This window comes from Streptomyces sp. NPDC001406, from assembly GCF_042895285.1.
GTDB lineage: Bacteria > Actinomycetota > Actinomycetes > Streptomycetales > Streptomycetaceae > Streptomyces.
In genome coordinates this window covers 407172-425290 of the sequence record NZ_JBIAWG010000010.1, presented here as the reverse complement: position 1 = coordinate 425290, position 18119 = coordinate 407172, and the positions used below count along the sequence as shown (strand labels likewise).

The window sequence follows — 18119 nt, the reverse complement described above, 5'->3', positions numbered from 1 at the left end:
TTCAAAGGAACCTCGCCACCAGAACAATCTGGTAGACGGGGTATCAACATATCTGGCGTTGACTTTTGGCACGCTGTTGAGTTCTCAAGGAACGGACGCTTCCTTTGTACTCACCCTCTCGGGCTTTCCTCCGGGCGCTTCCCTTCGGTCTTGCGTTTCCGACTCTATCAGATCTTTTCTCGACCCGATTTCCTCGGTGCTTTCCAGGTTCTCGCTCTCGCGTTTCCCTTTCCGGCGGTTCCGACTTTATCAGAACTTTCGAGCCGGTCTGAAACCGGCTGCTCATTTCTGAGTAATCGGAGGGGTGCTTCTCGGAATTGTGACTCCACAAGAAGCAGATAGATTCAAAGACGCCACCGGGACTGCCTGTGCAGCCCTCTAGGCAACTGTTTGAATCTACCTCCCCGCATGCTCCGTGTCAACGGCTCCTGTGGGGCGAAGAGGAGACTAGCAGCTCAGGACCCGTGCATGCACATCAGGCGGCCGTTGGAACGGTCGAGCTGCGCTCGGCCTCCTCGAGGTCGCCCGTTTCGCCGGCGCGTGCGGCACGGCCGCCCAGGACAAAGACGTATGCGAGGAAGGCCAGCTCAGCGACGACTCCGATGCCGATGCGAGCCCAGGTGGGCAGGCCCGAGGGGGTGACGAAGCCTTCGATGGCACCGGAGACGAAGAGGACCAGGGCGAGGCCGATCGCCATGGCCACGGCGGCCCGGCCCTCTTCGGCAAGAGCGGTGCGACGAGTGCGGGGACCCGGGTCGATCACGGTCCAGCCGAGGCGCAGTCCCGTGCCGGCGGCCACGAAGACAGCCGTGAGTTCAAGCAGGCCGTGTGGGAGGACCAGGCCCAGGAACGTGTCGAGTCGGCCGGCCGACGACATGAGGCCGAAGCCGACGCCCAGGTTGAGCATGTTCTCGAAGAGGATCCAGAGGACCGGCAGACCGAGGAAGACGCCCAGGACCAGGCACATCGCTGCGGCCTGGGCGTTGTTCGTCCACACCTGGGCCGCGAAGGAGGCGGCCGGGTGGCTCGAGTAGTACGTCTCGTACTCGCCGCCCGGCCGGGTGAGCTCGCGCAGCTGGTTCGGGGCCGCTATGGACGACTGCACCTCCGGGTGCGTGCCTATCCACCAGCCCAGGAGAATGGCGATGGCGGTGGACACCAGCGCGGTCGGTACCCACCAGTGGCGCGACCGATAGACCGCGGCGGGAAAGCCGTACCCCAGGAAACGCGTGACGTCGCGCCAAGAAGCGCGGCGGGTTCCCGTCACGGCGCTGCGCGCGCGTGCCACGAGTTGACTGAGCCGGCCCGTGAGCTGCGGGTCGGGGGCGGCGGACTGGATCAGGGAAAGATGGGTTGCGGTGCGCTGGTACAGAGCGACGAGTTCGTCGGCCTCCACGCCGGAGAGGCGGCGCTGGCGCTTGAGCAGGGCGTCGAGGCGGTCCCACTCGGCTCGGTGGGCGGAGACGAAGACGTCCAGGTCCATCGGGTCTGCCTGCTCCTCGGCTGCTCGTCGACTGCTGATCAGGGCTGTCAGCTTGTCGTACTGGGGCGCGATGCGCCCTCAGCTTGGCAGACTTGCGGTTCTCGGGGCAGACCAGGGGAAGGACGGCGGGCGTGAGTGAGCTGGTGACGGGCGAGGCGGTGGCGCTGGAGTTGCGCCCCGCGAGGCTGCCCAGCAGGGCGCTGGCGATATTGCTCGACCTGGTCGTGGCCATGGCCGTGTATATAGCCGTGGCCTTGGTGCTGGTGGCGTCGACGGCGTCCTTGGACGAGGCGGCCCAGATCGCGCTCTCGATCGCGACATTCCTGCTGGTGCTGGTGGGCGGGCCCATCGCGGTGGAGACGCTGAGCCATGGTCGGTCGCTGGGGAAGATGGCGTGCGGACTGCGCGTGGTGCGGGACGACGGCGGGCCCATCCGCTTCCGGCACGCACTGGTGCGGGGCGCCATCGGCGTGGTGGAGATCCTGCTGACCTTCGGGGTCGTCGCCTGTATCGCGTCGCTCGTGTCGGCGCGCGGGCGACGGCTCGGGGATGTGTTCGCGGGCACGTTGGTCGTACGGGAACGGGTGCCCGTCGGGCAGACCGGCTTCGTTCCTCCGCCGCCGCCCTGGCTGGTGGGGCGCTTTTCGGAGGTCGACCTGTCGGCGGTGCCCGACGGTCTGTGGCTTGCCGTCCGTCAGTACCTGACGCGTATGCAGCAGCTCGATCCGCAGGTCTCCTGGACCATGGCGGAGCGGCTCGCCTCCGAGCTTGCGGCTCGCACGGGGACTCCGGCGCCGCAGGGTGTGCCGCCGGCGGCCTATCTGGCGGCGGTGATGAACGAGCGGCAGGCACGCGAGGCCCGTCGGGCATTCGGGGGCGGTCCGGCCGCGGGGGCGCCGTTTGCGGGAGGCATGCCGGTCGTGGGGGGCGTGCCCCTCCCGAGCGGGGCACCCGTCCCTGGTGGAACGCCTGCCGCGGGTGCGGCGGCTGCCGTGGGAGGCGCTCCTCACGGTTTCCCGCCCAACGGTTTCCCGCCTGCCGCCGGTGTTCCCAGCGGTTACGTCTCTGCGGCCTCTCCGGCCTCTCCGGCTCCTGTCGACCGGCCCGCGGCCCAACAGGACCGGGCGCCTGCCGACCGCCCGGCCACCGGGTTCGTACCACCGGCATAGCTCGCGCCGAGCCGCTGCGGCGCCTCGTCCCCGTCAGCCGAACAGTGACGGCGGCGACTGCAGGTCCTCCAGCTCGATGCCGGGCGCCGCGAGGACCACGTCGCCCGCGATGTGCACGGTGTGCCGCTCACCCGTGTCCAGGGCTGTGACCTGGTATTCGTCCACGGTCAGAGGGCCGTTGTCAGTGGCGTGTGTTTCGCTGTTCACCAGGGCCCAGGACTGGTCGACGGTTCGTGGGGCGAGGACCGGGTCCGTGAAGGCCACGAGGCGTACGCGGGTCGCGGTGGAGGAAGGGGTGAGGCGCAGGAGACGGGTGGTGGCGACCAGGAACGCGGGGGACGTGCCGGTGAAGGCGTGGGCGCGCACATTGCCTTCGGTGGCTTGGGTGCCGGTGGGGTCGGTTCGGACCCACGTGACGCCGTCCAGGGCGGCGCCGCGCACCTGCCAGCCTGCCGCGTGGAGTTCGAGGCGGATGGGGCGGCCGAGGTCGTCGAGGGTGAGGTCGACGGAGCCGCTGTGGTCGCCCGACGGGGTGGTCAGCTGGGACACATAGCGCCAGCCGGAGGGGCCGGGCGCGCACTGGAAGTGCTCTTCCGCGAGGAGAGTGTGATCGTGCGGATCGTGAAGCGAATAACGGCCGCGGGGCATGGGGGTCCTGGGTCTTGACGGGCTGGTGGTCCGGTCACCTCGACGGGCCGCTCCGGCCGGTGTGACGGCCGGCCGGCCAAAGGGGCAGGCCCCCGGCACGGGGGTGCGGGGGCCTGCCTCGAAGGACCTGCCGCCAGGAGGAGCGCGTCAGTGCACGGACGGGCTCCTCCGGCGAGCGGGACCGCGGACTCAGTAGCGGTAGTGGTCCGACTTGTACGGTCCGTCGACCTCCACGCCGATGTACGCGGCCTGCTCCGGGCGCAGCACGGTCAGCTTGACGCCGAGGGCGTCCAGGTGGAGGCGGGCGACCTTCTCGTCGAGGTGCTTGGGCAGCGTGTACACGCCGGTCGGGTACTCGGCCTGCTTGGTGAACAGCTCGATCTGGGCCAGGGTCTGGTCCGCGAACGAGTTGGACATCACGAACGAGGGGTGACCGGTGGCGTTGCCGAGGTTCAGCAGACGGCCCTCGGACAGCACGATGATCACCTTGCCGTCGGGGAAGGTCCAGGTGTGGACCTGCGGCTTGACCTCGTCCTTGACGATGCCCGGGATCTTGGCCAGGCCGGCCATGTCGATCTCGTTGTCGAAGTGGCCGATGTTGCCCACGATGGCCTGGTGCTTCATCTTGGCCATGTCCGCGGCCATGATGATGTCCTTGTTGCCGGTCGTGGTGATGAAGATGTCGGCCTTGTCGACGACCTCGTCCAGGGTGGTGACCTGGTAGCCGTCCATCGCCGCCTGCAGCGCGCAGATCGGGTCGATCTCGGTGACGATCACCCGGGCGCCCTGGCCGCGCAGCGACTCCGCGCAGCCCTTGCCCACGTCGCCGTACCCGCACACGACCGCGGTCTTGCCGCCGATCAGCACGTCCGTGGCGCGGTTGATGCCGTCGATCAGGGAGTGGCGGCAGCCGTACTTGTTGTCGAACTTCGACTTCGTCACCGCGTCGTTGACGTTGATCGCCGGGAACAGCAGGACGCCGTCGCGCTGCATCTCGTACAGGCGGTGCACGCCCGTCGTGGTCTCTTCCGTCACACCACGGATCTCGGAGGACAGCTGGGTCCACTTCTGGGGGTTCTCGCCCAGGGTGCGGTGGAGCAGCTGGAGGATGACGCGGTGCTCGTCGGACTCGGCGGTCTCCACGGCGGGGACCTTGCCGTCCTTCTCGTACTCGACGCCCTTGTGGACGAGGAGGGTGGCGTCACCGCCGTCGTCCAGGATCATGTTCGGGCCGCCGGTGGGGCTGTCCGGCCAGGTCAGCGCCTGCTCCGTGCACCACCAGTACTCCTGGAGGGTCTCGCCCTTCCACGCGAAGACCGGGACGCCCTGCGGGTTGTCGGGCGTGCCGTTCGGACCGACGGCGATGGCGGCCGCGGCGTGGTCCTGGGTGGAGAAGATGTTGCAGGAGGCCCAGCGGACCTGGGCGCCCAGGGCGACCAGGGTCTCGATGAGCACGGCGGTCTGGACGGTCATGTGCAGGGAGCCGGTGACACGGGCGCCGGCGAGGGGCTGCGCCTCGGCGTACTCCTTGCGGATCGCCATCAGGCCCGGCATCTCGTGCTCGGCGAGGGTGATCTCCTTGCGGCCGAACTCGGCCAGGGAGAGGTCGGCGACCTTGAAGTCCTGTCGGTTGTCGACAGTCGTCATTGCGAGCTGCTCCTCGGGGTTGGGTCGAGGTGGTTACGGCTGGTCTGCGCGGCGGCGGACACAGGGGTGCCCGAAAAGGAGGACACAGGCATGCCCACGTGCGCGCAGCGCAGTCCGTCGGAGGCCCTCTCTCCCTCGGTCGGTCCGCTACGGGACCGCCCGACCGCCATCAGCAGCGACGTCTGGCTCCGTCCCAAGCTACACCGGAGGGCCCCGCCGTCCCCAGTCCGCCTTCGAACACATCGCGCCGATCTCTGGATGTGATCGGCGGCCGGAGCGGCCCGCGCGGCACGACGTGAAGGTGTCCGACGGGCGACTGTCGACTGCGCGACGAGCTCAGTGACCGGCCGCGTGCGGCGTCGGGCCGCCCGGGGTCGCCTTGGGGTCCGGGCCCTTGGCTGCCGCGGCCTCGCTGTAGATGTCGGGCTCGAGGTAGATCACGCGGGCGATCGGGACGGCGGCGCGGATACGGGCCTCGGCGGCGTCGATCGCGCCCGCGACCTCGGCGGCCGTGTCGTCGTGCCGGACACCGATCTTGGCGGCGATCAGCAGTTCCTCGGGGCCGAGGTGGAGCGTGCGCATGTGGATGATGCCGGTGACCGAGTCGCCGTCGACCATCGCGGACTCGATCTGCTTGACCACGTCGAGGCCCGCGGCCTCGCCGAGCAGCAGGGACTTGGTCTCGGCGGCCAGGACGAGGGCGATCAGGACGAGCAGGACGCCGATGCAGACGGTGCCGATGCCGTCCCAGACGCCGTCGCCGGTGAGCAGCGCGAGGCCGACACCGCCGAGGGCGAGGACCAGACCGATCAGCGCGCCGAAGTCCTCCAGGAGGACGACCGGCAGCTCGGGGGCCTTGGCGCGGCGGATGAACTGCGACCAGGAGAGCCTGCCGCGCAGTTCGTTGGACTCCTTGATGGCCGTGCGGAAGGAGAAGCCCTCGGCGATGATCGCGAAGACGAGGACGCCCACCGGCCAGTACCAGTGCTGGACCTCGTGCGGGTGGCTGATCTTCTCGTAGCCCTCGTAGATGGCGAACATGCCGCCGACGGAGAAGAGGACGATCGAGACCAGGAAGGCGTAGATGTAGCGTTCGCGGCCGTAGCCGAAGGGGTGCTGGGGGGTCGCCTCGCGCTGGGCCTTCTTGCCGCCGATGAGCAGCAGGAACTGGTTGCCGGAGTCGGCCATCGAGTGCACGCCCTCGGCGAGCATCGACGACGAACCGCTGAACGCGAACGCCACGAACTTCGATGCCGCGATCGCGAGGTTGGCGCCGAGTGCCGCCACGATCGCCCTGGTGCCGCCTGACGCGCTCATGTGTCCGCGTTGTCCCTTCGCCTTCGTCCGTCTGCGCCGGCCAGGGCCCTGCCCTTCGCCTTTGCCCGTCCTTTGCCGGTGGGCCATTCTTGCAGCCCTGTCCACCGGCGGCGCGTCAGGTATCCACAGGTGCGGTCAGACAATCACAGTGGCCCGGAATACGGTGCCCGTCCCGGACGCCTCGGCCTCTTCGCCCGCCGCCACGAAGACCGACTGGCCCGGGCCCAGTTCGTGCTCGCCCACCCGTACGGAACCGGCCGTGCAGAGCAGGATCTGCGGAGTCGGGAGGGTGAGGGCATGGGCGGTGCCGGCTTCGGGAAGGACGTAGCGGGACAGCCGGAACTCGTCGATGGGGGTCTCGTAGACCTCCTCGCCGTCGGGGGCCGCCTCCGGGCGCAGGACGCCGGCGTCGCGCGGCTCGAAGCGGACGATGCGCAGGAGTTCGGGGACGTCGACGTGCTTGGGGGTCAGGCCGCAGCGCAGGACGTTGTCGGAGTTGGCCATGATCTCGACGCCGAGGCCGCTCAGGTAGGCGTGCGGGATGCCGGCGCCGAGGAAGAGGGCCTCGCCGGGCTGGAGCCGGACATGGTTGAGCAGCATCGCGGCGATGACGCCCGGGTCGCCCGGGTAGTGGTGGGCGAGGTCGGCGTAGGGCGCGTAGTCGCCGCCGAGGCGGGAGCAGGCGGCCGTGGTCTCGTCGACCGTGTGGGCCATCTCCTCGGGGTCGGCGGTGAGGATCGCGGTGAGCACCTCGCGCAGCGCCGCCTCCTCGGGGTGGGCGTGCAGCAGGTCGACGTACGGCTTGAGGGAGTCGACGCCGAGGCCGTCGAGCAGCTCGGCCGCCCGCAGCGGGTCGCGGAAACCGCACAGGCCGTCGAACTCGGTGAGCGCGCAGATCAGTTCGGGCTTGTGGTTGGCGTCCTTGTAGTTGCGGTGCGGGGCGTCCACCGGGACTCCCCGGCGCTCCTCGTCGGCGTACCCCTCCTTGGCCTGATCCAGGTTCGGGTGCACCTGGAGGGAGAGCGGGGCACCGGCCGCGAGGATCTTCAGCAGGAAGGGCAGGCGCGGGCCGAACTTCGCGACCGCGCGCGGACCGAGCTCCTTCTCCGGGTTCGCGTCGATGACCTCGACGAGCGTGCCGCGCGCGGTGCGCGAGGGTGCGCCCGGGTGCGCGCCCATCCACATCTCCGCCTGTGGTTCGCCGGTCGGCTCCACGCCGAGCAGCTTCGGGATGGCGGTGGTGGAACCCCAGGCGTAGGGGCGGACGGTGTTGTCGAGGCGGTCCATCAACGTCTCTGTTTCTTCTCTGCTCAGGGGTCTTCGCGCGTACGGCGGTCAGGGCTTCGGGGTCAAGATCAGGCCCTTGAAGCGAGCGCCAGGTAAACGGCGGCGAAATCCGTGACGGCGATCAGTTCCGCGAGGGTCTCGATTTCGTCACCCGGCTCCGGTTCCAGCTCGCTGATCGGCGTGTCATGGCTGAGCGCCAGGTCACGGGCGGCCGGGGCGGCGGTGAGGCCGCCGATCGGGCGGTCGCGGAGCAGCACCACGCGCGCGTGCAGCGCCGGGGCCTCTGCCACGCGGTCCCGGAAGAAGTCGTCGGGGTCTGCTTCGGCGGCCAGGGGGCCGGCGAGCAGGGCGCTGTGCGCGGCGAGTGCCTCGGGGAGTTCCTCGACGAGGGCTGGCTGTCCGGCGAGTTCGGCGAGTTCGGCGGAGAAACGGCGGCCCGCGGCGCCGGCCGAGGCGCCCTCCGTCCAGATGACCGGGAGCGTGTCGGCGAGTTCGGCGGCGAGGGTCTTGGCGGGGTTGCTGTAGGTGGCGATGGCCGGGCCGCAGCGCTCGGCGATGTGGTCGAGCCGGTCGGCGACCTGTTCCAGGGCCTCGGGCGGGGCGCTGAGCAGGCCGATGCGGTCGAGGAGGGCGAGCAGCGGGGTGAGCAGGGCCCACAGGACGCCCGGGGAGGACGCGGCGAGGGGTTCGTCGTGGTCGTACGGCGCTGTGGCCATCGGGACGAACATGCCGTGCGCGCCGGTGACCGCCTCGTGGAGCGGGGTCTGGGCGGGGGCGACGGCGGCGACCGAGCAGCCGCGGCGGTAGGCCTGCTCGGCGAGCAGCGAGAGGCTGGGTTCGGTGCCGTCCGGGGTGGCGATCAGGAGCAGGTCGACGGAGCCGGCCCAGCCGGGGAGTTCCCAGCGCAGGGCGCCGGCCGCGGGGGCGACGCCGGTGGGGGCCAGACGGGTGACGGGGCTGCCCGCGCCGGCGAGTGTGCCGAGGAGGTCGGCCGCATGGGTGGCGGCGGCGCCGGGGCCGGCGATCAGGACGGCGCGGGGACGGCCGTCCGGCTTGAGTTCGTTGATGCCCGCCTCGACGGCGTGCCGGGCCGCGGTGCGGACGCGGGCGCCTGCCTCCGCGGCGCCGCGCAGAAGGCCTCGTTGGTCGGCCTCGGCGAGGCCCTCCGGGGTGTCGAGCAGCGATTCGTCGAGCATGGGCGGCAGCCTCCGGTCGCCGGGGTCCTGAGAGGGGCGGCTCGTCTGTATGAGGGGCGCGTGCGCGGGTGTCTGCGCGCGGGGCCTGGCTGTGGGCGGTGGCGGGGCCCGTGGCTATGGCGGGCCCTCGGCGTCACGCCGGGCGGCGGGCCTCGTCCACCAGGAGGACGGGGATGCCGTCACGCACGGGGTACGCCAGGCCGCAGTCCTGACCGGTGCAGATCAGCTCGCTGTCCTGCTCCTGCAGCGGGGCGTGGCAGGCCGGGCAGGCGAGGATCTCCAGGAGGCCGGCTTCGAGCGGCATGGGGTGTCCCTTCGGGCAGGTGCGGATGTGCACTGATGTGCCTGGTCAGGGTACCGCCGTGAGGCGCCGGGCGGAGTGGGTTGGATTCGCCAACCCCCTCCCCCGGCCCGACCGGCGGGAAGATCGCCGAGGTCAGCCCCTGATGATCGCCAGCGCCTCGTCCCTCACCTTGGCCATCGTCGCCTCGTCGCGGGCCTCGGCGTTCAGGCGGAGCAGCGGCTCGGTGTTGGAGGGGCGGACGTTGAACCACCAGTCGGCGGCGGAGACGGTGAGGCCGTCGAGGCCGTCGAGGGTGATGTCGTCGCGCCCCTCGTACGCGGAGCGGATCGCGGCGATGCGGGAGGCCTGGTCGTCGACCGTGGAGTTGATCTCCCCGGAGCCGGCGTAGCGGTCGTACTGGGAGACGAGGGCGGACAGGGGGCCGTCCTGGCCGCCGAGGGCCGCGAGGACGTGGAGGGCCGCGAGCATGCCCGTGTCGGCGTTCCAGAAGTCCTTGAAGTAGTAGTGCGCGGAGTGCTCACCGCCGAAGATCGCGCCCGTCCGCGCCATCTCGGCCTTGATGAAGGAGTGGCCGACGCGGGTGCGGGCCGGTGTGCCGCCGTTCTCCCGGACCACCTCGGGGACGGACCACGACGTGATCAGGTTGTGGATGATCGTGCCCGCGCCGCCGTTCTTGGCCAGCTCGCGCGCGGCCACCAGGGCGGTGATCGCCGACGGGGACACCGGGTCGCCGTTCTCGTCGACGACGAAGCAGCGGTCGGCGTCGCCGTCGAAGGCGATGCCGAGGTCGGCGCCCTCCTCGCGGACGCGCTTTTGGAGGTCGACGATGTTGGCGGGGTCGAGGGGGTTGGCCTCGTGGTTCGGGAACGTGCCGTCCAGTTCGAAGTACATCGGGACGAGGGTCAGGGGCAGGCCGGCGAAGACCGTGGGCACCGTGTGGCCGCCCATGCCGTTGCCCGCGTCGACGACGACCTTCAGCGGGCGGACCGCGGTCAGGTCGACGAGGGAGCGGAGGTAGGCCGCGTAATCCTCCAACGTGTCGCGCCGGGTGATCGTTCCCGGCGTCGGGGTCGGTTCCGGGGCGCCCGACTCCAGCCATCGCTCGGTCAGTTCGCGGATCTCGGCGAGGCCGGTGTCCTGGCCGACCGGAGCCGCGCCCGCGCGGCACATCTTGATGCCGTTGTACTGCGCCGGGTTGTGCGAGGCCGTGAACATCGCGCCCGGGAGATTCAGGGCGCCCGAGGCGTAGTACAGCTGGTCCGTCGAGCAGAGGCCGATCTCCGTGACGTCCGCGCCGCATGCGGCCGCGCCGCGCGCGAAGGCACGGGACAGGCCGGGCGACGACGGGCGCATGTCGTGGCCGATCACGATCGCGTCCGCGGCGGTCACTCGGACGAAGGCGGCGCCGAAGAGTTCGGCCAGCGTCTCGTCCCACTGGTCCGGGACCACCCCGCGTACGTCGTACGCCTTCACGATCTGCGACAGATCAGCAACCACGGCCAACCCTCCTGAAAGTTCCATCGGTCGCCCCAAACTACCCGTCCCGGGTAAGGCTCCGATGTGGGAACGCCCAGTGGACCCCCAGACGTAATCTCAGGTCAGGCCGTCGCACCGCACGTCGAGGCGACGCCGGTAGGCGTAACACGCGCGCGCGGGCAGCTCAGTTGTCCGGGGAGCGCAGCACCCGCAGATGGCCGCGGCGGGCGACCTCCATCGGGTCCGCCGTGCGCGCGCCTGCGCCGCCCGCCTCGGCCGCGCGCTCCTGGGGGCGGGCCGCCTCGCGCACGGCGTTGGCGAGGGCTTCCAGGTCGTCCCCGGTGGGGCGGGCGGGTACGGAGCCGTCGAGGAGTCGTACGACCTCCCAGCCGCGCGGGGCGGTGAGGCGCTCGGAGTGGTCGGCGCACAGGTCGTAGCAGTGGGGTTCGGCGTAGGTGGCGAGCGGGCCGAGGACCGCGGTCGAGTCGGCGTAGACGTACGTCAGCGTCGCGACGGCAGGTCGGCCGCAAGCGGTGCGCGAACAGCGACGTACAGGGCTCACGACGTTGGACGGTACCGCACTCTTGAGCGGGCCGCGACGACTCTCCACCAGGTCACTCCACCGTGTCGTGCTGTGAGACGCCCCACACACCCCTCTGCAGACGCCCTGCTGACCTGCGGGGACGGACCACTCCGGCGTCATGGACAGGTCCCCATCCGGTCATGGGTAGGCACAAACAGCGTCAAATGCCTTGAGCTCGACGGTCTTGGAGAGATACGGAAACGAGCCCAACCTTGGCTGGAATGGTCATGTGGAGACAAGCCGTACGGGTGGCCGGTTGCGGTCCGGTCGGCGGCCCCCTTGCCGCGTGGAGGCGGGGCGGCCGGACCGCGCGGGGACTACGCTTCACCAGTGATGGACAACCGTGTACCGCCCCGTGCCGCCGGCCCCGGGCCCCGTCGTCGTGATCGCCACGGTCGGGGCATGCGCGGGCCGATCGCGCCACCCCAGGTGCCGCTGGCGGCGAGCCGTGCCGAGGCGTTCGCGGACCTGGTGCAGGACTCCGTGGAGCGCCTCGAGCGACGGTGGCCGCAGCTCGCCGACATCGATTTCCTGGTGCTGGAGGTGCCCCGGCTGGACGGGCGGGCCGGCGAGAGCTGGAGCGACGACGCGGTGCCGCTCGGCGGGACGATCCCCGCGCGCGAGGGTCGCCGGGCCCGGGTCGTGGTCTACCGGCGGCCGGTCGAGATCCGGACCAAGGGGCGGGACGAGCGGGCCGCACTGGTGCACGAGGTGGTCGTGGAGCAGGTGGCGGAGCTGCTGGGGCTCACCCCGGAGACGGTGGACCCCCGCTACGGCGAGGACTGAGCGAGCCGGGGTTGGCCGGACGCCGGCGAACCGGACGCCCGGCTGACCGGACGCCGGCGAACCCCGGTCGAGCCCAGGACCGCTGCTTCCGCGGCACCGACTACTTCTGCAGCACCGACAGATCCTGGTCCGCCTCCGGTACGGCCACCGTCCCCCGGTCGTCCGGGAGGGTCTGCACGGTGAAGCCGGGGACGCCCTCCGCCGTGGCCGTCAGGGTGCGGGCGGCATAGACCGGACCGCCGGACAGGGGCTCGACGGTCAGCGCGTACGTGCCCTTCAGACCGGCCGGGACCGGGGCGTCGACGTCCTGGGTGGTGCCCGCCTTGATCGTGTACGTCTTCGTCACCGGCGTGCCGCCACCGCTGCCCGCCGAGGCCGTGACCTTGACCCTCGCGGCGGCGGTGGGCGCGGTGACGGACAGCGTCGTGCCCTTGCCGCTGTTGTCGGCGGACGTCGCGCGCGTGCCGACCGGGCTGGTGGCCGGGATGAACGCCGTCTCCTGCTTGTCGCCCTTGCCCCGGGTGACCCGGAGGGCGGCGACCACCGGGACCGACCTGTCCGTCGGGGTCAGGACCAGGGAGCCCGCCTCACCGCGCGTGACGTCGCCCAGGTCGAGCGCCGACGTCATGCCCGACTTCACATGCAGGGTCTCGTTCCCGGCGGGGGTGATCAGGCCGCCGGGAGAAGCGAGGCGGACCTTCAGGTCGGCGTCGGCGTCGCCGGGGGTGAAGGCGATCAGCCGCACGGCGGTGGCGTCCTTCGGGATGCCGGGCAGGACCAGGGTGCCCGCCGGGTCGGCGGACGCGGCCAGCCAGTCGCCGCCGATCTTGTCGTCCAGGGCCTGCACGGCCGCGGCGACCCGCCCGCTGCGCACGCTGACGTGCACGGTCAGGTTGGTCTGCCGCTCGTCGCTGAGCGTGGACAGCAGGACCGGCTCGCTGGAGTGCGGCTGGACCGTGATGCCCTCCCCGACCGTGGACTTGATCGCGCCGTCCTTGCCGTAGAGCTCGATGTCGACGACGGCCGGAGCGTCGTCGGGGTTGGTGAGGTGCACGTAGTCGGTGCGCGCGGCGTCCGTGCTGGCACCGGGGAACCAGAACTCCGTGTCCGGGGCCGTGCAGTTGACGCCCTGGAGCCCGCGTCCGGTGCCCGCGGCGACCTCGGTGGTCTCCTGGACGGTCCAGCCCGGCGCGAACCTCCCGTCGGCGGCACCGATGAGCGCGGGCGAGTCGGCGCCGGAGGTGTCACTGGTGGCCGGGGTGCCGGGCTGCTTGGGGGTCAGGACGGGCTTGGCGGTCTTCGACTTGTCCTTGCCCTTGGCGGAGCCGCTCGTCCCGTCCGCCGACTCCTCCGTGGCCGACCGGAGTTCGGCCTTGCCGCCGCTCGCCGTGCCCTTCGTGACGGGGGTGAAGGACGTGTACGAGGTCTCAGCGATGTCGGAGCTGCTCGGGGCCGGGCACAGCAGGCTCGTGCGCTCCACGGGCAGCTGGGCCGCCGCCCGGGCGGTCGGCGCGCCGGGCGCGTCCGGCGTCTTGAGCGCGGCGAACCCGGTGACGGCGGCCAGCGCGGCGGTGCCGGCGATCAGGGACAGGGTGGTGCGCTTCACTGCTGGCTCCCGTCGGGGCGCTCGCTGCCGGTGGTGCCGTGGGGGTGGGGCTGCTCCGGGTCATAGGCCTGGTCGTAGCCCTGCTGGTACGTCGGGTCGTACGGCATCTGCCCGCCCTGTCCGCCGTAGGCGTACGGGTCGTACTGGCCGCTCTGGTACGGGTCGGCCTGGTACGCCTGCTGGTCGTAGCCGCCCGTCTGGTACTGCCCGGCGCCCTGGTACTGGTCGCCGTAGGCGGGGTAGCCGTCGCCCGTGTAGCCCGACGCGTCCCAGTCGCCGTAGGACTGCTGGTGCGGGACGGCGGCGGGAGCCTCCTCCGGAGGAGGAGGCACGCTGCCGGGGACGGACTCGTCCGCGTCGGCGGCCTCCTCGGCCTCGGCCTGGGCCCGCAGACGGCGGGCGCGGCGGCCCTCGCCGGCGGCGGGCTGGGCGGGGACGGTCTCCTCCTCGGGGAGGTCGTCGTCGATGTCGCGGCGACGGCCCGGCAGGGCGAGCACGACGAGGACGACGGCGAGTGAGCCCTGGGCCCACAGCCAGCCGGTGTGGCCGACAGGTGCGTCGTAGCTGACGTCCAGCCGTCCCCCGGTGGAGGGGAGTTCGAAGCCCTGGGCCCAGCCGTCGACCGTGGTGCGGGTGAGCGGCCTGCCGTCCAGGGTGGCGGTCCAGCCCTCGGCGGCGGAGTCGGCCAGGCGCAGCACCCGGCCGTCGGAGCCGGTCGGAATGGTGGTGTGGATCTCGACGGGTCCGGCGGCGACCGGCTGTGCGGTGCCCGAGCCCGAGGAGGGCACGATCGCGGCCCGTGAGACCTGCTGGTCGACGCGCCACAGCGCGCTGCCGCTCTGCTGGCTGAGCCGGCTCAGGCCGGGCGTGGCGTCCAGGACGCGGGTGACCTCGCGGGGCGCGCCCTTGTGGACCAGGACGTAGCGCACGGCGAAGCCGCCGAGCTGGTTCGCCTGGTCGGCACCGGAGCCGGCGACCAGGTTGGCGACGACCTTGTCGAGCTTGCCGTTCTCACCGTCGGCCGCGGCCAGTTCGGCGTCGCCCATGCGGGCGCCGGAGCCGCGGACCAGGGTGTAGCGGACGCGGGCGGTGGAGTCGCTGTCGAGGACCAGGGTGCGGGCCTGGTCGCGGGTGCCGCTCTCCTCGGCGACGAACGCGGGCACCTGCACGGGGTCGCGTCGCTCCACGGGACCGTCGGCGCCGCCGATCATCCAGCCGGCGGCGACGAGCAGCGGGCCCACGGCCGAGGCGAGCGCGATCAGCGCGGCCACCGGCTGGCGCCAGCCGAAGTTCTGCTCGGCCACGCGTGCGCGTGCCCCGTCGGCGCCGAGCGCGGCGGCGGCCAGCAGGGCGAGGCCGTAGACGAGGGTCGCGGGGCCGGCCCAGGTGGAGCTGTTGGACAGGGCCGCGAAGACGAGGCCCACCAGCGCGACCGCCCAGGCCGTCCGGATTCCCAGCTGTCGCTCGGAGCGCATCAGGGCGGCCAGCGCGGCCAGGACGATGCCGAGGAGCATCAGCCCGTCCACGGTGCCGGGGCCGCCGGGGCTGGCGCCGAGCAGGTCGAGGGCGGAGGCGGCCGAGGAGCCGTACTCCAGTCCGGCCTCCTTGAAGAAGCCGAACGGGAGCAGGGTCAGCGACCAGGGCGCGAGGACCAGCAGCGGGGTGCCCAGCTGGACCAGGAAGCGCAGGCCGTGGGCGATGGGGTCACGGCGGCGCACGGCGAGTACGCCGATGCCCAGGATCAGTGCGATCGGCCACACGATCGGTGTGAAGGCGGTGGCCATGGTCAGCAGCAGCGCGTACGCCCAGGTGGCGCGCCAACTGCCGCGCGCACCGGAGGAGTTGGCCAGTCCGGCCGCGGCGGTGCCCGCGCGGGCGAGGAGCGGCAGCAGGACGGCGAGGACGGCGGTGCCGATGCGGCCGCCGGCCAGGGCGCCGGTGGCGGCGGGCAGGAAGGCGTAGGCGACGGCCGCCCAGGCGCGCAGGAGGCGGGACTCGACGAGCGGACGGGAGGCGAAGTAGGCGGTGAACCCGGCCAGCGGCACCGACCCGACGAGCAGGACCGTGACCGCAAGGCCGGTCGAGCCGAACAGCGTGGAGGCCAGCATCGCGACGAGGGCGAGGTAGGGCGGCGCGGCCGGGGTGCCCCCCGCGCCCACCGGGTGCCAGGCGTCCAGGTAGCGGGACCACAGCTCCTCGGAGTCGCCCGGGGCCGGCAGCAGGGCGCCGCCCGCGAGCGCGCCGCCGCCCAGGAGCGCGCGGCAGGCGACGAGCGAGACGAGCAGCAGCACCAGGAAGAGCACCGGACCGGGCTTGCGGGCGATGCGCTTGACGCGGGCGAACTGCTCGATCTCCAGGAAGTCGGCGTCGTCGCCGCCGGGCCCGGACTCGACCGCGCCGCCGTGCCGTCCTGCCGAGGAGGTCTCGGTGTCGGAGCCGCCGAAGAAGTCGCCGGCGACCTGCTCCACGGTGGCCCGCACGGTCGCGCCCGGTGGCGGGAACAGCGGCCGCAGCTCGCCCTTGTCGATCTGCGGACGGCCGCGCCTGCGTCGTCCGGCGATGATCCGCTCGGGCCGCAGCAGGGTGCCCAGGAGGCCGCGGATCTCGTCGACGGCCTGTCCGGGGACCTTGCCGACGAGATAGGCGAGGGTCCTGACGAACGTGCCGAGCACCACACGCAGCAGCACCCAGGGCAGCACCGCCGTGCGCGTGTTGACGAGGAGGGTGTAGACGGCGCCCGCCTTGTCGACCTTGTGCGGGGAGGCCGCGGTGCGGCCCAGGCAGTCGACGGTGCGGCGCTCGCGGGAGGCGGCCTCGGCGTGCCGCACGACGGCGTCGGGGGCGATGAGGACGCGGTGTCCGGCCGAGTGTGCGCGCCAGCACAGGTCCACGTCGTCGCGCATCAGGGGCAGCCGGCGGTCGAAGCCGCCGAGTTCCTCGAAGACGTCGCGCCGGATCAGCATGCCGGCGGTGGACACCGACAGCACGGGCCGTACGTGGTCGTGCTGGCCCTGGTCCTGTTCGCGGCGGTCGAGGCCGGTCCAGCGGCGGCCGGAGTTGGCGATGGTGACGCCGACCTCCAGGAGCTGCCGGCGGTCGTACCAGCCGCGCAGCTTGGGGCCCACGACGGCCACGTCGTCGCGGCCCAGCTCCATCTCGTTGTCGACGACGCGCAGCAGCTGGGCGAGGGCGTCGGGGTCGGGGGCGCAGTCGTCGTGCAGCAGCCACAGCCACTGGATCGGCTCCCCGTGCGGCAGCTCGGGCAGGTCGTAGGCGTCGTCGCGCCAGGTGCGCGTGACGGGGTCCCAGCCGCTGGGCCGCTTGAGATACGGCAGCTCGTCCGGGGTGAGCACGGGCGCGCTGCGGTTGGCCTCCTCGACGGCCTGGCCGAAGCCGGTGCGCCGGGCGAGGTGGAGCACGCGGTCGGCGCCGAGGGCTTCGGTGACCAGCCGGGCGGAGTCGTCCGCGCTGCCGGTGTCGGCCGCGATCGCGTACTGAACGGGGCGCTCCTGGCCGAGCAGCCCGGTGAGCGCGTCGGGCAGCCAGCGGGCGCCGTCGTGGGAGACGAGGACCGCGGTCACCACATGACGCGGAGACTCGGGCTGGTGGGCCGGGTCAAACACTGCGGTGGCAGCGTCGTGTTGGGCTGCCGTATGGCTGTGCACGGACATCGAGGTACGGGCCCCGGTTCGATGGACTGCGGTGGACGCCTGTGCCCCGAGGGGGCAGCGGGGCGTCTCGGACGAGCGACCACACTATCGGCTGGGCAGGAAGACGGCCCGCCGCCTGTGGATAACCCACCGGCGACGGGCCGTTCGTGATGCGTACGAGACGTGTACAGGTGAAGGATCTGTGCGGTCTTTTCAGACGGCGGCCTTCTTCAGCCGGCGGCGCTCCCGCTCGGACAGACCGCCCCAGATCCCGAAGCGCTCGTCGTTGGCCAGGGCGTACTCGAGGCATTCGGAGCGCACCTCGCAGGCGAGGCAGACCTTCTTGGCCTCTCTGGTCGAGCCGCCCTTCTCGGGGAAGAAGGACTCGGGGTCGGTCTGGGCGCACAGTGCGCGCTCCTGCCAGCCGAGTTCCTCGTCCGCGTCGTCGACCAGCAGTTGCTGCACCAGCTCGGTCATGTGCGCCCCTCGTCTGTCTTTCGCGTCCCCGTGATGTAGCCGTTACCGATTCCGGCTGAACGACACGAGTGAAATTACAAGTGTGCTGCTCCGGGCGAGTCAAGCCGGGATCTGCTATTGGGCCCGTTATTCACTCTGCGGAACCAAGGCCATGCGGAAAGTGTTCAAATCGCCATAAACCTTGACATGCAGACGAGGCCCGGGAGGGACGCCGACCCCACACAGACACTTGTACGGAGAAGGACGCCCAGGAGTTCGATCGCGTTCCGACGAGACGCGTGCGCCCGGTTGTGCGCCATGTGTCCGGGTGTCTCGCAGAACAAACCCTTCACCCCAGAGATGCACCGGATGAGGTGAAACGTGTCCCACATGCCGGTCGCCGAGTTGACAGTGCGGGTGTGAACCGATGTCCTTGGGGGCATGCTCGCGAACTTGGCTCTCACCTCGACCCGCACCGCCGGGTCCCGCGGTGCTGCCCACGTTCGCTGTA

Annotated in this window: 14 protein-coding genes; 2 read left to right on the top strand and 12 right to left on the bottom strand. The window is 71.6% G+C overall.

Features of this window, described 5'->3' with window-relative positions; all coding sequences use genetic code 11:
• Positions 1-475: 475 nt before the first annotated feature.
• On the bottom strand, positions 476-1483 hold the full coding sequence (locus tag ACFY1J_RS25980; RefSeq protein ID WP_390732022.1) for a stage II sporulation protein M: 1008 nt from the start codon (positions 1481-1483) through the stop codon (positions 476-478).
• Between the two features lie 131 nt (positions 1484-1614).
• Between ACFY1J_RS25980 and ACFY1J_RS25975 the strand changes: the two genes are divergently transcribed.
• Positions 1615-2652, top strand: coding sequence for an RDD family protein (locus ACFY1J_RS25975; RefSeq protein ID WP_390709990.1), 1038 nt, complete (start codon positions 1615-1617; stop codon positions 2650-2652).
• Between the two features lie 33 nt (positions 2653-2685).
• Here the strand turns inward: ACFY1J_RS25975 and ACFY1J_RS25970 are convergent, their stop codons facing one another.
• The 8 genes from ACFY1J_RS25970 to ACFY1J_RS25935 form a co-directional block, all read right to left on the bottom strand.
• Entirely contained in the window at positions 2686-3300 is a 615-nt protein-coding gene (locus ACFY1J_RS25970) for a hypothetical protein (protein ID WP_390709989.1), read from the bottom strand.
• A gap of 189 nt (positions 3301-3489) precedes the next feature.
• Entirely contained in the window at positions 3490-4947 is a 1458-nt protein-coding gene (ahcY, locus tag ACFY1J_RS25965; protein WP_390732021.1) for an adenosylhomocysteinase, read from the bottom strand.
• A gap of 336 nt (positions 4948-5283) precedes the next feature.
• On the bottom strand, positions 5284-6264 hold the full coding sequence (locus ACFY1J_RS25960; RefSeq protein WP_390709987.1) for a cation diffusion facilitator family transporter: 981 nt from the start codon (positions 6262-6264) through the stop codon (positions 5284-5286).
• A gap of 135 nt (positions 6265-6399) precedes the next feature.
• Positions 6400-7551 carry a mannose-6-phosphate isomerase, class I gene (gene manA / locus ACFY1J_RS25955; RefSeq protein ID WP_390732020.1) on the bottom strand — a complete coding sequence of 384 codons (1152 nt, stop codon included), beginning with the start codon at positions 7549-7551 and terminating at the stop codon, positions 6400-6402.
• Positions 7552-7619: 68 nt separating this feature from the next.
• Positions 7620-8747 (bottom strand): SIS domain-containing protein, encoded by a 1128-nt coding sequence (locus ACFY1J_RS25950; RefSeq protein ID WP_390709985.1) that lies wholly within the window; start codon positions 8745-8747, stop codon positions 7620-7622.
• A 133-nt stretch (positions 8748-8880) separates the two neighbouring features.
• The gene (locus ACFY1J_RS25945; protein WP_390709984.1) at positions 8881-9051 is read right to left on the bottom strand and encodes a Trm112 family protein; all 171 of its coding nucleotides are present in this window, start codon (positions 9049-9051) and stop codon (positions 8881-8883) included.
• A gap of 132 nt (positions 9052-9183) precedes the next feature.
• Positions 9184-10548, bottom strand: a complete 1365-nt coding sequence (locus tag ACFY1J_RS25940; protein WP_390709983.1) for a phosphomannomutase/phosphoglucomutase — start codon at positions 10546-10548, stop codon at positions 9184-9186.
• Between the two features lie 163 nt (positions 10549-10711).
• On the bottom strand, positions 10712-11137 hold the full coding sequence (locus ACFY1J_RS25935; protein WP_263209435.1) for a DUF3499 domain-containing protein: 426 nt from the start codon (positions 11135-11137) through the stop codon (positions 10712-10714).
• A 306-nt stretch (positions 11138-11443) separates the two neighbouring features.
• On the opposite strand from ACFY1J_RS25935, the gene ACFY1J_RS25930 reads away from it, so the two are divergent.
• Positions 11444-11896, top strand: a complete 453-nt coding sequence (locus ACFY1J_RS25930; RefSeq protein ID WP_390710013.1) for a metallopeptidase family protein — start codon at positions 11444-11446, stop codon at positions 11894-11896.
• Positions 11897-11996: 100 nt separating this feature from the next.
• Here ACFY1J_RS25930 and ACFY1J_RS25925 read toward each other — a convergent pair whose 3' ends face one another.
• From ACFY1J_RS25925 to ACFY1J_RS25915, 3 genes are all read right to left on the bottom strand, one after another.
• Positions 11997-13502: a DUF5719 family protein gene (locus ACFY1J_RS25925; protein ID WP_390732019.1), complete on the bottom strand. Its 1506-nt coding sequence runs from the start codon at positions 13500-13502 to the stop codon at positions 11997-11999.
• Entirely contained in the window at positions 13499-17173 is a 3675-nt protein-coding gene (locus tag ACFY1J_RS25920; RefSeq protein WP_390709981.1) for a glycosyltransferase, read from the bottom strand. The genes ACFY1J_RS25925 and ACFY1J_RS25920 overlap by 4 nt, the downstream gene beginning before the upstream one ends.
• A gap of 192 nt (positions 17174-17365) precedes the next feature.
• Entirely contained in the window at positions 17366-17629 is a 264-nt protein-coding gene (locus ACFY1J_RS25915; protein WP_003975777.1) for a WhiB family transcriptional regulator, read from the bottom strand.
• Between the last annotated feature and the right edge of the window lie 490 nt (positions 17630-18119).

What these genes read in the sequence shown, in the direction of transcription:
- ACFY1J_RS25930 (WP_390710013.1), top strand. Translation starts at nt 11,444, where the DNA reads ATGGACAACCGTGTACCGCCCCGTGCCGCCGGCCCCGGGCCCCGTCGT.
- ACFY1J_RS25970 (WP_390709989.1), bottom strand. Translation starts at nt 3,300, where the DNA reads ATGCCCCGCGGCCGTTATTCGCTTCACGATCCGCACGATCACACTCTC.
- ACFY1J_RS25950 (WP_390709985.1), bottom strand. Translation starts at nt 8,747, where the DNA reads ATGCTCGACGAATCGCTGCTCGACACCCCGGAGGGCCTCGCCGAGGCC.
- ACFY1J_RS25960 (WP_390709987.1), bottom strand. Translation starts at nt 6,264, where the DNA reads ATGAGCGCGTCAGGCGGCACCAGGGCGATCGTGGCGGCACTCGGCGCC.
- ACFY1J_RS25945 (WP_390709984.1), bottom strand. Translation starts at nt 9,051, where the DNA reads ATGCCGCTCGAAGCCGGCCTCCTGGAGATCCTCGCCTGCCCGGCCTGC.
- ahcY (WP_390732021.1), bottom strand. Translation starts at nt 4,947, where the DNA reads ATGACGACTGTCGACAACCGACAGGACTTCAAGGTCGCCGACCTCTCC.
- ACFY1J_RS25920 (WP_390709981.1), bottom strand. Translation starts at nt 17,173, where the DNA reads ATGTCCGTGCACAGCCATACGGCAGCCCAACACGACGCTGCCACCGCA.
- manA (WP_390732020.1), bottom strand. Translation starts at nt 7,551, where the DNA reads ATGGACCGCCTCGACAACACCGTCCGCCCCTACGCCTGGGGTTCCACC.
- ACFY1J_RS25915 (WP_003975777.1), bottom strand. Translation starts at nt 17,629, where the DNA reads ATGACCGAGCTGGTGCAGCAACTGCTGGTCGACGACGCGGACGAGGAA.
- ACFY1J_RS25980 (WP_390732022.1), bottom strand. Translation starts at nt 1,483, where the DNA reads ATGGACCTGGACGTCTTCGTCTCCGCCCACCGAGCCGAGTGGGACCGC.